The 16,096-nt window shown below is 50.6% G+C and carries 8 protein-coding genes; 6 read left to right on the top strand and 2 right to left on the bottom strand.

Translation table 11 applies throughout. The annotated features are described in order from the left end of the window. Positions 1-133: 133 nt before the first annotated feature. The gene (gene gatB / locus AC2215_RS11750) at positions 134-1,609 is read right to left on the bottom strand and encodes an Asp-tRNA(Asn)/Glu-tRNA(Gln) amidotransferase subunit GatB (RefSeq protein ID WP_486810188.1); all 1,476 of its coding nucleotides are present in this window, start codon (positions 1,607-1,609) and stop codon (positions 134-136) included. A 575-nt stretch (positions 1,610-2,184) separates the two neighbouring features. Between gatB and AC2215_RS11755 the strand changes: the two genes are divergently transcribed. From AC2215_RS11755 to AC2215_RS11780, 6 genes are all read left to right on the top strand, one after another. Further along, positions 2,185-2,796 (top strand): hypothetical protein, encoded by a 612-nt coding sequence (locus AC2215_RS11755; protein WP_486810189.1) that lies wholly within the window; start codon positions 2,185-2,187, stop codon positions 2,794-2,796. Between the two features lie 213 nt (positions 2,797-3,009). Then, positions 3,010-5,520, top strand: coding sequence for an OmpA family protein (locus AC2215_RS11760; RefSeq protein ID WP_486810190.1), 2,511 nt, complete (start codon positions 3,010-3,012; stop codon positions 5,518-5,520). Next, positions 5,504-6,031, top strand: a complete 528-nt coding sequence (locus AC2215_RS11765) for a Rab family GTPase (RefSeq protein WP_486810191.1) — start codon at positions 5,504-5,506, stop codon at positions 6,029-6,031. The genes AC2215_RS11760 and AC2215_RS11765 overlap by 17 nt, the downstream gene beginning before the upstream one ends. A gap of 127 nt (positions 6,032-6,158) precedes the next feature. Beyond that, on the top strand, positions 6,159-11,954 hold the full coding sequence (locus AC2215_RS11770) for a PAS domain S-box protein (protein ID WP_486810192.1): 5,796 nt from the start codon (positions 6,159-6,161) through the stop codon (positions 11,952-11,954). Between the two features lie 19 nt (positions 11,955-11,973). Further along, entirely contained in the window at positions 11,974-13,215 is a 1,242-nt protein-coding gene (locus tag AC2215_RS11775) for an ATP-binding protein (RefSeq protein ID WP_486810193.1), read from the top strand. A gap of 27 nt (positions 13,216-13,242) precedes the next feature. Next, positions 13,243-14,271, top strand: a complete 1,029-nt coding sequence (locus tag AC2215_RS11780; RefSeq protein ID WP_486810194.1) for an ankyrin repeat domain-containing protein — start codon at positions 13,243-13,245, stop codon at positions 14,269-14,271. 143 nt (positions 14,272-14,414) lie between these two features. On the opposite strand, the gene ndhD1 is transcribed toward AC2215_RS11780, so the two are convergent. After that, positions 14,415-15,995, bottom strand: a complete 1,581-nt coding sequence (gene ndhD1, locus AC2215_RS11785; protein ID WP_486810206.1) for a photosynthetic/respiratory NAD(P)H-quinone oxidoreductase subunit D1 — start codon at positions 15,993-15,995, stop codon at positions 14,415-14,417. Positions 15,996-16,096: the final 101 nt, after the last annotated feature.

Genomic DNA, 16,096 nt, shown 5'->3' on the forward strand with positions numbered 1-16,096 from the left:
AAGGGAGAGTTCTCACTCTCCCCGCCATCAGGGTGCATCTACTTAACATGAGTATAGCGATTTTGGGGTGGGGGGTCAAGCCCCTCAATTAAATTAGCGAACCCTGTTCTTTCTTCACCGCCCGATCGCATCTTTACCCCTTTAACTTCGGAGCCAGCAACTGATTGGTCAACTTCGGATCGGCGCGTCCGCTGGTGCGTTTCATCACCTGACCGACAAAAAAGCCCTGTAGCTTCTTTTTACCGTTGCGATACTGTTCCAATTCCTTGGGATGGTCTGCAAGCACCTCGTCAATCAGTTTTTCCAAAGCTCCCGTATCGGAAATTTGCGTCAGACCCTTGCTTTCGACGAGTTCTTTCGCCGAGCCGCCATTGGCGAGTAGTTCCGGCAAAATCTCCTTGGCAATTTTCCCGCTAATGGTTCCCGTTTCGATCAGGTCAATTAACTCCGCCAGAATCGCTGGTGTCAGGGCAATTTCGGTAATACTTTGCTTGGACGTCTTCAGATAAGCTGTAATATCCCCCATCACCCAGTTCGCCGCTTGTTTGGTCGGTGCGCCCAGATTCGTCGCCATTTCAAAATATTCGGCAACCGCTCGTTCCTCCGTCAGGACACGGGTATCGTAGGCGCTCAAACCCAGCTTCTCTTCGTATCGATGCCGTTTTTGGGCGGGAAGTTCTGGAAGTTCAGATCTCCAAGCTTCCAGTTGCTGCGGGGAGACTTCGATCGGTCCGAGATCCGGTTCCGGGAAATAGCGATAATCGCTCGACCCTTCCTTCGTGCGCATACTCACAGTGCACTGGGCGTTTTCATCCCACAACCGAGTTTCTTGGACGATCTTCTCCTTCTCTCCAGCCTCAATGGCGGCGATTTGCCGCTCGATTTCATAGTCGATCGCCTTTTGGATGGCACTGAAGGAGTTCATATTCTTAATTTCCACCTTCACGCCAAATTCCTTCTGGCCCACCGGACGCACGGAGATATTCACGTCGCAACGCAAGGAACCCTCTTCCATGTTGCCGTCGCCCACTCCCAGATAGCGCACGATCCGCTGTAACTCCTGACCGTATTCGGCCGCCTCTTGTCCGGTGCGAATATCGGGTTCCGAGACAATTTCGAGTAGGGGAACCCCCGCGCGGTTGTAGTCCACCAAAGAGTACGTCGAACCCGCTAAGCGATCGCTACCCCCGTGAACGAGTTTCCCCGCATCTTCCTCCATGTGAGCGCGCGTAATCCCGATTTTCTTGCGCTTCGGGTTGCCATCTTCATCCACCAGCTCGATTTCGAGCCATCCATCCGTGGCAATGGGCAGATCGTACTGAGAAATTTGGTAGTTCTTCGGTAAATCCGGGTAGAAGTATTGCTTGCGATCGAACTTGCTGTAGGGAGCGATTTGGCAGTTGAGAGCTAAGCCCGCTTTGACCGCGTATTCTAAAACCTTTTGATTGAGAACGGGCAACACCCCCGGCAATCCCATACAAATCGGGTCGATATTCGTGTTAGGAGTTGCTCCGAATTCCGTGGAGGAGTTCGAGAAAATTTTGGTGGCGGTACCGAGCTGGCAGTGGGTTTCCAGCCCGATAATCGGTTCGTACTCGGTTTGGGTCATAATATCGTCTCCAGGGGGCATCTCAACTCGCCATCTATTTTAACGTCAGTTCGGGATCGGACAGTTGCGGGTGAAGGTGGGGAATGGGGAATAGGGAACGGGGAATGGGGAATGGAGTTTTCCCCCTGAACCGAGAGACGATTCACTCCGGTGTGGTGTGCCGGGTCTGAGTGTGTTTCCCCAGACACTCTCGAATCGCCAGACCCCTCGAACTTCGCCCAGATTCACGATTTCCGGCTGCGGCTTAACCCGAATTTACGTTATTTTAGCTTTGTCTGGCTCGCGTTCGACTGAGGATCTCGAGATTGCCCTCAAGGGTTCCGTTGTCCGTGACTCGAAACCGTTGCGACTGCTGTCGAGATCGAGACATGGAGACATTCTCGCGACGGCGATCGCGTGATAAGATTGGGTATATTTATCCTTTTATTTTTAAATCTTAAATATTACCGCCATTTTCGATCGAATTTTAACGCTTTAAATAACATTCCATCTTCCTATGTAAAATATAAAAGAAAATTTGTTACTTCTCGGGTGCTACCTTAGCATATTAAAGTCACTCGCAACTTCTGTAATCTATGTCTGAAATTTCCACCGATCTCAAAGATAGGCTCGGCAATATCGAACAAATTCGCGATATTTTATTCGGAGAAAAAATTCAAACTTATGAAAATCGCTTTCAAAGTTTAGAATCTAGTTTAGCGAATTTTCAAAAAGAAGTTCAAAAACAGCTGAAAGATTTGAGAGAAGGATTCTCAATCGATCTCCAAACCTCTGTCAGTTCGATCGAAAAGAAGCTTCAGTATCTCAGTGCGGCGGCCGATGATGAAATTGCCGACCTGCGTCAAGATTTAGATAGTACCGGTCAAAAATTATCGACCCAGATCGTCTCTTTGAATTCGGCATTAGATAGTCAATCTAAGTCCATTCAACTAGAAATATCTCAGGTTAAAGATAACTTCCAGAATGACTTGTCGAATCTGCAAAAATCTTTACTTGAAGAATTAGAAAAACACTATGGCAATTTGCTAGAAGAAAAACTTTCTAAAGATGAAATCGCAGAGCTGTTTTTCGATTTTTGTATGAAACTTAAAGGCAAAAACTACATTCAAGAGTCGGATTCGAATCGTACCACCCAACAAAACGGAGAATTATTACTCCCCGAATCAGACAATCGGCATTTAGAGTAGATTAGCCACCAGGAGCGATCGCGGGTTTAAAGTTAAGGAGGGGAACGAAACACCCAGGTACGATCTACCTGACAATCTTATCCAGAGACGGTCAGCTCCCCATCCAAAACCCAAAGGCTGTTTTGGTCTTGAGAGGAAGCCAAATACCGGGCACGGTCCACCACCGAAATTCAAATCGTCTATTGTGAGTTGAAGCGCGAGCTATTTGTGCCGATGGAGTCATGGAAAAAGATCGATCGCTCCGATGCAAACGATCTCGAAAGTAGGGAGTCGATCGCCGAAACTGGAGATACAGTTGGCAATTGGCTCGATCTGTTAACCGATGTTCTTGACGATGACACCATTCGAGCCTCCCAGAATGTTTTTTCCCGTGAGGAAGACGAACTCGAAGTCACTCCCTCTCCCATTCCCGAAGAAACAATATCGGAACCGCCTGCCCCCCTTGCAACCATCCAAGAAACAGAACCCCCACCACCTTCAAACCCCCCCCAAAAACCAAAATCCTCCAGAGGGCGCTTGCAAGAGTTGATGAGCCAGCACCTGAGTACTTCCCTATCTTGGGATTTTCTTCAAGCTTCAAAACAAGCCTCAAAACAACAGAGTTCTGCTGGGGGACGATTGCAGAGACTGCTCGCATCCATTAACGGTCAAAAAAACACCGACTCTGCTGCTGAACCGGCGAAAACGTCCCCATCGCCATCACCCCCATCGAACCTCTTCGACACCTCTTTCCCGAAGAACCCTCCCAAGGAACCCGTCGAGAAATCCCCACCAGAGTCTCCCACTCCCGCGCCTCCAGAACCTTCGGTGCCGTGGGAACAGATGCAAACTCGGATCGATGAGATCGAAGCGCAACTCGAGCACCTCGAAGGTCAAATCTACGAACCCACCGATCTGGTCGATCCCTTATTGCCGCTGATTAACGAGCTGCTGACACAACGGGTACGGGAAACCCAAGCCGGGATTTGCGACATGTTAGTTCCGATTATCGATCGCGTCCTGCTCGAAAAAAGCCAGCAAGATCTCGCATCCCTCGGGGAAGCCCTCGCCGATGTCATTCCCATGGCGATCGCCCAAGAAATTGAAAATTCTCCCGAACAGATCGCCAGTGCCATTGCACCGGAAGTGGCCTCGGCGATTAAAAAGCAAATTCGCATCGATCGCGATGCCATCAAAGATGCCTTGGGTTCGGAAATGGGACGCGCCATTAAAGCCCAAATCGAACTCGAACGGGATGCGATGGTGGATGCCCTCTATCCTGTAATCGGGGCAACCATTTCCAAGTATATGGGGGAAGCCATTCGCGAGATTAACGCCAAAGTTGAAAATGCCCTCAGCATTCAAGGCGTCGAGCGCAAGATTCGCGCCAAAATCCAGGGGGTTTCCGAAGCGGAACTGATTCTGCGGGAGTCGATGCCCTGTATCGTGGAAGCCATTTTTCTGATTCACAAAGCCTCGGGTTTAATTGTGGCGGAAGTGCAGAAAAGCGGTGGCGAAAGGCTCGAATCGGAAATGATTGCTGGAATGCTCACGGCGATTCGCAGCTTTGCCAACGATTGTATCGCCCGGGAGGGTCAGACCTCCGAACTCCACGAAATTGAATACAGCGGCTCGAAGATCGTCTTAGAAGTCGCAGGATACTGCTATCTTGCCGTTTCGATTCAGGGAGAACCTTCCAAATCTTTTTTGGCCAAAATGCGGCAAACCCTCGGAACGATCGTCCGGAAATACGATCGCCACCTCGAAGAATTTGAAGGAGACCCCGATTCCATTCCCGACCCCGTTCGCCAGCATCTGGAAATTTTGATGCACACCGCCGAAGTGGAGAACGAGCGCAAGCATTCTACCTCTCCACCGACCACGGTTTTAGCCGTAGGTGCGCTCCTGCTGTTGGGAACGACGATTTTGGGGGGTTGGCGACTCTACGAGCGCCATATCGAACGACGGGTGCAAGTGGCTCTCGACTCAACGCCAGAGCTGGCAATTTATCGGATCGACCCGCGGGTGCGAGGTCGGAAACTCCAACTGTCGGGAAAGTTACCCGATGAGTTTTCCCGTACTCTCGCCCAAAGAGTCACCGAGGAAGCGCTGCCCCAGTGGGAAATCGATAATAGCATTCTCGCGGCGAAGGTTCCCCCCAATCCCACCGTCGCCGAAGCGGAAGTTCAACGCCTCGTCGGATTCTTCAATCGCATCGAAGACATTGATATTTGGGCCGATTATATAGACAATCAAGTTAGGGTACGAGGAACCATCGAGAGTGCGAGCCAAGCCGAATTATTGACCCAAGCTTTCGACGAGATTCCTGGGGTTGATTCTGTCGTGACAGCTCTACAGTTACAGAGCTGGTCTCAAATCTTGAGCGCGCGAATTTACTTCGATAAAGGGATTGCCTATCCAACAGAGACCGAAGCCGCTAAGATCGTACCCATCGGGCAACTGCTCGAACAACATCGGGAGCTCAAACTGAAAATTGTCGGGCATAGCGATATTACGGGTCGTCGAAATGCTAATCGATCCCTGGCACAGCAACGAGCGAACGCCGTTAAGAATAGCCTAATCGCTCGCGGGATAGAACCCGAACGTTTAATCGCCCACGGCTCGATCGAACGTCCTCCGGATGTGAGTGCCGAGCAACCCTTAGCTTTAAGTCGATGTGTCCGATTTGAACCGATCCAAACCACCGATCGGCAAACTGCAGGTGATAATGGCAACGATATCTAAAAAAATCTGTATGGTCGGGGATTTTGGGGTAGGAAAAACTAGCCTGATCCGCCGTTATGTCGAACGCGAATTTAGCGATCGGTATCTTTCAACCGTTGGGGTAAAAATCTCTCGAAAAACCATTGAAATTACCCACGAAGACCCACAAAAATCAGCAAAACTCCAGCTGATTATCTGGGATTTGGAAGGGCATACGCGCTTTAAAGCCATTGCCCCAAGTTACTTACAGGGTGCTGCGGGTGCATTAGTTGTTGCGGACGTTACTCGTTTGGAAACCGTTGAAAATTTGAAAGAACGAATTGGACTTTTTGCATCCGTCAACCCCAAAAGTTCGATTTCCGTTGCTTTCAATAAAGCCGACTTAGTCAGTCATCCTCAACTCGAAAAATTAAATAAATATATCGACTTGAGCCGTTTTCCAAATGTGATACATCGTTGTTTTACATCGGCCAAAACAGGTGACTGCGTAGACGAGATATTTGAAAACCTAGCTCGAAATTTAATTTTTTAAATTGCGATTGAATCGATAAATTACAAACCTTGGCGGTTGGGCAGCTTGCCCGGACTTTGCCATCACAACTTATAGAATTTAGAATTTCCCATTCCTGGAATTCTTTCTGTCAGCTCGGATAGCAGATATGAGTAATATCTTGAAGAAGTTTCTGGCTTCGTTTCAGTTAGAGTACCTCGTTTTAGATCGAGATTTCACGATCGTTGAAATCTCCCCCAACGCGAGGCAATTTGCCGATCGCGAGCCAGAAGTACAAATCGGTCGAGACGTACGGGGAGCTTTTCCAGAAATTATCGGCATCGAGCCTCAGATCGAACGGATTCTAGATGGTCGGCAACCTCGTTGGACGATCTCGGCGATCGACCGACAAACCAATCCAGAGCTGCCATTTTACTTCGACCTCTACCTGATCGGCGATCGCGGGCAAGGTACGCGGTCCGATCGTCTGTACGTGGTGTTTGAAGATTCTACCGAACGCACCCTCGTCAAACAGCATTTAGTCCAGGAAGTTCACGAAACCAAACTTTTACTCAATAATTTATCGCGAACCCGGAGCTACCTGCACCAAATTATTACCGAAATGGCGGACGTGCTCCTGATTATGACACATACGGGCACCATCGTCACCGCCAATCAAACCGCCCAAGACTTACTCGGTTACGACGAAGCCGAGTTAATGGGACAACCGGTTTCGATGCTCAGTCCCGATGCCGATCTCCTGTTAAGTTTGCTCCTCCAAGTGGGGGAACAATCGAAAGTCTTTCTCGCCAGCGACGATCGAGAACCCCTCAAAACCCAGGTGGAAATCGTCTGTCAGACCCAAACCGGTTCCCCGGTACCGATCGCCTTTTCCTGTTCGGCGATCTACTCCGATTTCGACGAAGACCCCACCTTTATCTGCGTCGGTCGAGATATTACCCAACGGCGAGAAAACGACGCGGCGATCGCCAAAATGAACGCGGCTTTAGCCCGCAAAGTCGGTCGGCAAAACGAGCAACTCAAAGAAACCATTTCCCAACTCGAACGGGAGATTTCCGAACGTCAGAAAGCCGAAGCCGCCCTGCACAATATCGTGGCCGGGACGGCGTCAGTGACGGGCAAAGAATTCTTTCGGGCGTTGGTGAGGCATCTGGCCTTAGCCTTGGGAGTGCGCTATGCTTTGGTGACCGAAACCGATCGAGATGTGCCCGATCGCGTTCACCTGCTGGCGGGATGGACCGGCGATCGATTTCTCGAAACCTCCCACCTCGAGATCGCTAACAAACCCTGCGAACAAGTGCGGTGCCAGGGAAAACCCTTGTGCTATCCCGCACGGCTGCAAGAACACTTTCCCGACGCCCCCGATTTGGTGGAGATGGAAGCGGTCTCCTATTTCGGCATTCCCTTATTCGACACCCACCAACAACCCATCGGCAACCTGTGCGTCCTCGACGATAAACCCCTGTCCGATCCGCAACGGGTGCAATATATCATCAGCGTATTTGCCGCCCGCGCCGCTGCCGAACTGCAACGTAAATGGGCAGAAGAAGCCCTCTATCGCGTTAACAACGACTTAGAAAACCGAGTCCGCGAACGCACCGCCGAGTTGTTGCAAGCCAACAGCGCCTTAGATTCGGAAATTGCCGGACGCACTTGGGCCGAAGCGGCGTTGCGCGATAGCGAAGAACGGTGGCAACTCGCCCTGCGGGGAACCGGGGATGGCATCTGGGATTGGAACCCCAACTCCAACGACATGTTTTTTTCCTCCCGCTGGCAGGAAATGCTCGGCTACGAAAACGGAGAAATCGGCGATCGCTTCGAGGCCTGGGTCGATCGGGTTCATCCGGAGGAACGAGAATGGGTGATGGCGGCCCTGAGAGACCATCTCGCCGGTCAAACGCCCTACTATACCGTCGAACATCGGATGCGCTGCCGAGATGGCAGCTACAAATGGATCCTCAATCGCGGTCAAGCCCTATGGGACGACGGCGGTCATGCCACGCGCATGGTGGGTTCCATTACCGATATTAGCGATCGCAAGCGATCGGAAGAAGCCCTGCGCGCGAGCGAAATTCGCCTGCGAAAACAGCAACTGGCGATGTTGGAAATGGCGCGCAAGCCCCAATTGTACTCTGGAGACTTGGAACTGGCGTTGCGCGAAATCGTCCAAATTTCGGCGCGCACCCTGAACGTCGAACGTTCCAGCGTTTGGTTTTATAACGAAGATAAATCCAAACTGCACTGCAGCCTGCTCTACGAAATTACCCCCGATCGCTATTCCCAGGGGGATGAGATGCAAAAAAACAATAGCGCCAATTATTTTCGGGCGATCGAATCCCAAAATGCGATCGCGGTCGATCGAGTTCAAAGCGATCCGCGCACCCAAGAGTATTTCGAGCGCTATCTCGCACCCTTGGGAATTACCTCCACTCTCGACGTGCCCATTCGCGTCGGCGGACAAACCATGGGAATTTTGTGCCACGAGCATATCGGCTCGATCCGACCCTGGGCCGTGGAAGAACAAAACTTTGCCAACTACCTCGCCTACGTCATTTCCCTGGCGATCGAAGCTCGGGAACGGGAACGGGCGCAAGTGGCCCGCGCCCAAAGTCAAGAACGCCTCGATAGCATCCTTGCCTCCCTCGATGATGTGGTGTGGTCTCGCTCCGTCGTCGATGGCACGCTGCTCTACATCAGCTCGGCGGTGACGAAAGTCTATAATCGCAACGCCCATGATTTTCTGCGCGATCGCAATTTATGGCGGCAAAGCATTCATCCCGAAGACCGCCACCGCTACGATCTCGCCCATCTCGAAGCGTTAGAGCTCGGGAGCAGTACGATCGAATTTCGGATCGTCAAAGCCTCCGGAGAAGTGCGCTGGCTCCAAGAACGGGCGCGATCGATTTTCGATCGCGACGGAGAACCCGTCCGCCTCGATGGCATTGCCCGGGATATTACCGAACGCAAACAAGCCGAAGAAGCCCTTGCCAAACGGGAGCGCTATCTGGCGGCTCTGGTGGAGGTGCAGCGTCGCTTGCTCGTGGGGGGCGATCGCATTTTCGAGCATTCAAGAACCATCGAACCCCTCGGACGCGCCAGCGATGCAAGTCGGGTATATATTTGCGAGCGCGATTCCAATAGCGGGCAAACCATCCGACGCACTCAGTGGTTCGCGTCATCCTCTGAAGGGTCTGAGAGTCTCCCAGGGGGTTCGCCCGAAACGGACTGGTTTCCCCGTTGGCTCGACTTACTCGCTCGGGGACAAGAAATCGTCGGCCGACCCCAAGATTTTCCCGAATCGGAATGCCAGGTTCTCATGGAGCGAGGCTTACATTCGGTTCTCATCTTACCCCTGTCGGTGAACGGTCAATTTTTTGGCTCCATCGGTTTCGAGCACCGCACGATCGCCAAAGAATGGGAAACTTTAGAAATCGAACTGCTCCGAGCGGCCGCCACGGCGATTTCGATCTTTATCGAGCGTCAGCTCGCCGAACGGGCACTTCTGGCCGAACGCCAACAGCTGCGGCAAATTATTACTCACGTTCCCGTCGCGATGGCCCTGCTCGATCGCCAAATGTGCTATATGGCTCACAGCAACCAATGGCTCATCGACTACGATCTTGACGGGGAACAACTCATCGGAAGATCGCACTACGAGTTAGTTCCCGATTGGCCCGACAATTGGCTCGAGGCAGACCGACGGGCTTTAGCGGGCGAGGTCATCTCCAGTCCCGAAGAAAGCTGGCATCGCGCGGATGGTTCCACCCTCTACCTGCGACGGGCGATTCAACCCTGGTACGTCAGTAAAGGAGAAATTGGCGGTATTGCCATCGTCACCCAAGCCATTGACGAACTTGTAGAGGCTCGCGAAGCTGCCATTGAAGCCTCCCGGATGAAATCTCAGTTTTTGGCAAATATGAGTCACGAAATCCGCACCCCGATGAATGGGGTGATCGGCATGACGGACTTGCTACTGAAAACGCCCCTCAATCGGGAACAACAAGACTTCGTCAAAACGTTGAGAACCAGCGGTCAGAACTTGTTGTTACTGATTAACGACATTTTAGATTTCTCGAAGCTCGAAGCCGGTCAAATGCAGCTCGAGACCATCGATTTCGACTTGAATGCCTGTTTGGAAGATGTGGTGGATTTACTCGCCACTCAAGCTCAGAGCAAAGGATTGGAACTGTTTGCAGCCATCGATCGCCACGTCCCCACCAACCTCCGAGGGGATGCGGCCCGACTGCGGCAAATTTTGCTCAATTTGATCGGGAATGCGATTAAATTTACCCTCGACGGCGAGGTTCTCGTGGGCGTTTCCTTTGCCGAAGTCTCCGAAACTCAGACCGAAGAGGGTACGCCATCCCCCATCGTGCTCCGCTTCGAGGTCAAAGATACCGGCATCGGCATTGCCCCGGAAAGTCAGAGTAAATTATTTGACTCCTTTTCCCAAGTGGATGCCTCCACCACGCGCCAGTACGGGGGCACGGGTTTGGGATTGGCCATTAGCAAGCAACTCGTGGCACTCATGGAGGGGCAAATTGGTGTCACCAGTTGTTTGGGACAAGGTTCGACGTTTTGGTTTACCGCCCGGTTCGAGCCAGCACGGCATCCAGTTTCTCCCAGAACCATCGATTTCCCCGAGGTGTCCGGTTTGAGGTTGCTGATTGTCGACGACAATCCCAACAGTTCTGAAGCCATCGGAGCCTATGCAGCGGCTTGGGGGCTTCAGTGCCAGCGGGTGCGAGATGCTCAAAGCGCGATCGCCGCTTTGCGCCGGGCAGTCCAAGCGCAACAACCTTACCATCTGGTCACCATCGATTTACAAAACCCTAAACTGCAAGGGGAAATGCTCGGTCAACTCATTAGCTTCGATCCGGACTTATCGGACACTCAATGGATCGTGCAAGCGTCGATTCGCCAGCACGGACAAGTCAAACGTTTGTTGGAGGAGGGGGCGGCTGGATACGTCCTCAAACCGATGAAGGCGTCCCGGCTGCTGGAGACCATTGCCCGGATTGCGGGGGGCATGGCACCGGAAAATGCCAGCTTCGATGGTTCGGCCGTCAATCCGGGTGTGGCGGAGACCTCTACTCTCCCGATCCGCCCCGAGCGACTCAAAAGCCTAAAAATTTTGGTGGTGGAAGATACGCCGATCAATCAAAAAGTCGTGCTCAATCAACTCAAACAGCTTGGAATTGGGCGGGTGGTTTGTGCCACCAATGGTCTCGAAGCTCTAGAAAAACTCGCGGCTGATAATTACGATCTGGTATTGATGGATTGCCTGATGCCCGCTCTCGATGGCTACGAAACCACCAAAACCTTGAGGGAGCGAGAAGGCGAGGAACGCCACACGACCATTGTTGCGATGACGGCCAACGCACTCAAGGGAGATCGGCAAAAGTGTTTGGCTGCTGGGATGGATGACTATATCAGCAAACCTGTCGATTTAGGTAATTTGGCGGCGGTTTTAACTCAATGGCTCTCAAAACCCACCACTTTGAGCGAAAATGTAGAAAGCGAGAAACCCCAAGAGCCTTCTACAGTTTCCCAGAATCTCGATAGCCCACCTCCCCCGATCGATTCTCCCATGCAACCCCCTGTTGATTTAGACCGCCTCGCACAATTCACCATGGGAGATCCGGAGTTTCAACGAGAAGTGTTGGAAACGTTTCTCGAAGATGCGCCGCTTCAAGTTCAACAGGTTAAAGATGCGATCGAGAATGAAGATTTTGTCACCCTAGCTCGCAAAGCTCACCAACTCAAGGGCGCCAGCAGTACGGCGGCGGTGCGGATGATGCCCGAAATTGCCCGAGATCTCGAACAGCACGCCAAAGCGGGAACGCTCGATGGCATGAGGGAATTGGTCGCTCGCTTGGAGAGTATCCTCGAGGAGTTAGAAGCGTTTGTTGACCGCTGGCCGGAGCATTGCAACGAATCGTAAACCCCGATCCCAACAGACAATGTCAAGAATTTTGGTGGTGGAGGATGATGCCACAAGCCGGCTATTTCTTCAACGGAACTTACGGGGGGCAGGCTACGATCCGATCGTCGCGACAAATGGAGTGGAAGGGTTAGAGCGATTTCGCCAGATGCAGCCGGCGTTGATTATTTGCGATTGGGTGATGCCGTTGATGGACGGGATCGATGTTTGTCGGCAGGTGAAGGGAGATCCGAGTCTGGGAAGAACGTTTTTTATTTTACTATCCTCTCGCGAGGCGATCGCCGATCGCATTGCTGGGTTGGATGCCGGGGCCGATGACTTTCTCACCAAACCCGTCGATCCTAATGAGCTAAAGGCACGGGTGCGGGCGGGCTTGCGACAATATCATCTGACCGAGCAACTTTCACAGACGGTTAAGGAACTCAAACAAGCCCAGAGTCAATTAGTGCAGAACGAAAAAATGATGGGGTTGGGTCAACTCGTTGCTGGAGTTGCCCACGAACTCAACAACCCAGTGACTTTTATCGAAACGAATCTGTCTTATGCCGATGATTATTTGAACGAGTTATTACATTTACTGTTACTCTATCAAAAATATTACCCTAATCCCGTTGCAGAAATTCAAGATTGCCAAGAGTCGATCGACTTTGAGTTTTTGAGCCAAGATCTGCCCAAACTGCTCGGTTCGATGAAAATTGGCACTCAGAGAATTCACCAAATTGTCCAAAACTTAAGAATTTTTTCTCGTTTGGATGAAATGGGGATGAAGCGCGTTCCCCTCCATCAAGGAATCGATAGCACCTTAGCCCTATTGCGATATTGTTTGCAGGGAAAAGGTCAAGCTCCGGATATTCAAGTAATGACAGAATATGATGAGATCGATTCGATCGAGTGCGACCCCGGAAAACTCAATCAAGTCTTTTTAAATATTATGAGTAATGGTATTTATTTTCTCAGACAAGCCCAGAACAACGGGACTCTTTCCGAACCGCCGAGAATTACAATTACGACGAAGGCACTAGAGGGAGATCGAGTTCGGATTCTCATTGAAGATAACGGACCTGGCATGAGTGAAGAAATAAGATCGAAAATATTCGATCCGTTTTTTACTACTAAACCCGTGGGAGAAGGCACGGGGATGGGACTTTCGATTAGTTACCAAATTATTGTCGAACAACATCACGGAAAATTGAGTTGTACTTCAACTCCCACAGAAGGCACTCAATTTGCGATCGAACTGCCGTTGTATCAATCTTTATAAACACCGACAATTCTGTTTCTAGAAATCGTGTTTAAAAATTATCTCTATCTTCGTGATTTTCGTTTTATTTTTACTATCATTAGAGGTCTCGTACTAATTCCTGTTTATTTAGTTGTTTTTGTTTTTTTTATCATTTCCTATATTTTTACCCTCATTACATTTGTCATAATTGCGCAGCAACAAAAAGACATCCATAAATTCGTACTCGATCGCGATCTCGATTCACTCCGAGAATACATTAGAAAAGAAAAAGATGTGAACCTCTTCAATTACGATCGAGATACCGCGTTACTTATTGCAGTGCAACAAGGCAATTTTGATGTAGTCTCAATCTTAGTTGATGCCGGTGCGGAAATCGATCTGAAAAATAAGGTAGGTGCAACACCCCTGAATATTGCCGCGTTTTTAAACCAGAATAAAATAGCCGATCTTCTCATTCAAAAAGGCGCGTCAAACGATATTTTTACTGGAGTCTGTCGAAACGATATTACTCTCATTCGAGAACTTTTAGAGGGAGGAGAGAATCCCAATTCTAAATCGATCGATTTAAGCTCGATGGGTTTTGGGTGTAGACCCGTACTGCATCTGGCCGTGATGAGAGGATATTACGAGATGACTGAGCTACTCATCAAGCATGGTGCAGATAGTAATCGGGCAAATAATCCTTATAGTGAAACTCCACTAGATGTAGCGATTGGCGGCGGTTATCGCTCGATTGTAGAATTACTCGTCATCCATGGTGCAGATGTTAACCGAGTCACTGATGTTGAAACTCCCCTGCACCAAGCAGTGGAGGGGGGAAATTTAGAAATTGTCAAATTTCTTCTTTCCAAAGGAGCGCACATCGATGCCATCAATAGCGTTCTTGAAGGGAATACACCATTACATCAAGCAGTGATGGGCGGCAATACAGAAATGGTCGTATTATTACTAGAAAATGGAGCTAATCCTCATCTGAAAAATAATTTTTTGGGAGTTACCCCTTTAACATTGGCACAGACAAAAAATGCCCAGATGTTTGAGGCGATGCTTCGATATACAGAAGATTGCGAGTAAGAGAAGTGTTTTAAACCTAAATCTCAAAAGTTCCTCCCGATGCAATCCGAATCAAAAAGCAAAACCCCCGGTTATAAAGCCAGGGGTTCAAATTGAGTTGAAAGTTTCGCCAGCATGGGCGAGAATTCCTAACTAATCCACTCTTAGTCTACCAGAGTTGGAGCTTGGTAGAGTTGAGAAAGTTGGGATTGAGATTCGGTTTCCTTCGCCACCAAAGACGGAACCGCATGACGTAGCTTCGCCGTCAGTTGAACGGTGGTGGCATCGTAAATTTGGGTCAAAATCTTCGGATACAACCCAATACCGATGATGGGAACCAGCAAACAAGCAATCACGAACACCTCGCGGGGTTCGGCATCCACGAGTTCTTCGTGTTCGAGCAACTCCTTGTTTTCCGGGCCATATAAAATTTCCCGCAGCATGGATAGCAGGTAGATGGGGGTTAAAATCACCCCAACCGCTGCCAGGAATACCACGCCAACCTTAAACGAGAGGCTGTAGGCATCGCTGGTGGCAAAGCCGATAAACACCATCACCTCGGCAACGAAACCACTCATTCCGGGCAAAGCGAGGGATGCCATCGAACAGGTCGTCCACATGGCAAACACTTTCTTCATCTTTTTCCCGACACCCCCCATTTCATCCAACATCAGGGTATGGGTGCGATCGTAGGTACAACCCACCAGGAAGAACAAACTCGCCCCAATCAGTCCGTGGGAGACCATTTGCAGCATCGCCCCACTCGTACCCAGATTCGTAAACGAACCCAAACCGATGAGGACAAATCCCATATGGGAAATGGAAGAATAAGCAATTTTGCGCTTCAGGTTCCGCTGGGCGAAGGAGGTGAGGGCTGCGTAAATGATATTCACCACCCCCAGAATCACCAATGCCGGGGCAAAAATGGCGTGGGCGTCGGGCAGCATCCCGGCGTTCATCCGAAACAGGGCGTATCCCCCCATTTTCAGGAGAATCCCCGCCAGCAACATGTGAGCTGGGGCCGTTGCTTCGCCGTGGGCATCGGGCAGCCAGGTATGCAAGGGAAAAATGGGCAGTTTCACCCCAAAGGCAATTAAGAACGCCCCGTACAGCCACAACTGGAGGGTGACGCTGAAATCTTTCGAGGCGATCGCCTGCATATCGAAGGTGACGGTATCGCCGTAGAACGCCATCGTCAGAGCCGCCACTAAAATAAACAGCGATCCCCCAGCGGTATAGAGGATAAACTTGGTCGCGGCGTAGAGGCGCTTTTTCCCACCCCAAATCGACAGAATCAGATAGACCGGAATCAGTTCGAGTTCCCAAACCAGGAAAAACAGTAGCATATCCTGAACGGCAAACACGGCAATCTGTCCGCCGTACATAGCCAGCATCAGGAAGTAAAACAGTTTGGGCTTGAGAGACACCGGCCAAGCTGCGAGGATGGCGAGGGTGGTGACGAAGCCAGTGAGGATAATCAGGGGCATCGCCAAGCCATCGGCCCCCACAGACCAGTTGAGATTTAACTGAGGAACCCAGGAGTAGCTTTCCACCAGTTGCAGCTCCGAACTGCTCAGATCGTATCCGGTGTAGAAGGCATAGATGAGAATGACAAAGTCGATCAGTCCGACGGCCAGGGCGTACCAGCGTACTGTTTTTCCATCCTTATCCGGAATTAAGGGGATAAGCAAAGCCGCGACGATCGGAAAGAGAATCGTTGTAGTAAGCCAAGGAAAATCCATAATTGTAATGGGTAAAGTTCATTAAACGCGCGATTTTCCACGTTTCCATCGGTGGGGTAAAGAAGCGATCCCACCGATGGAAGGATATCGAGGGGAGTGTTATC

Source organism: Zarconia sp., assembly GCF_057467645.1.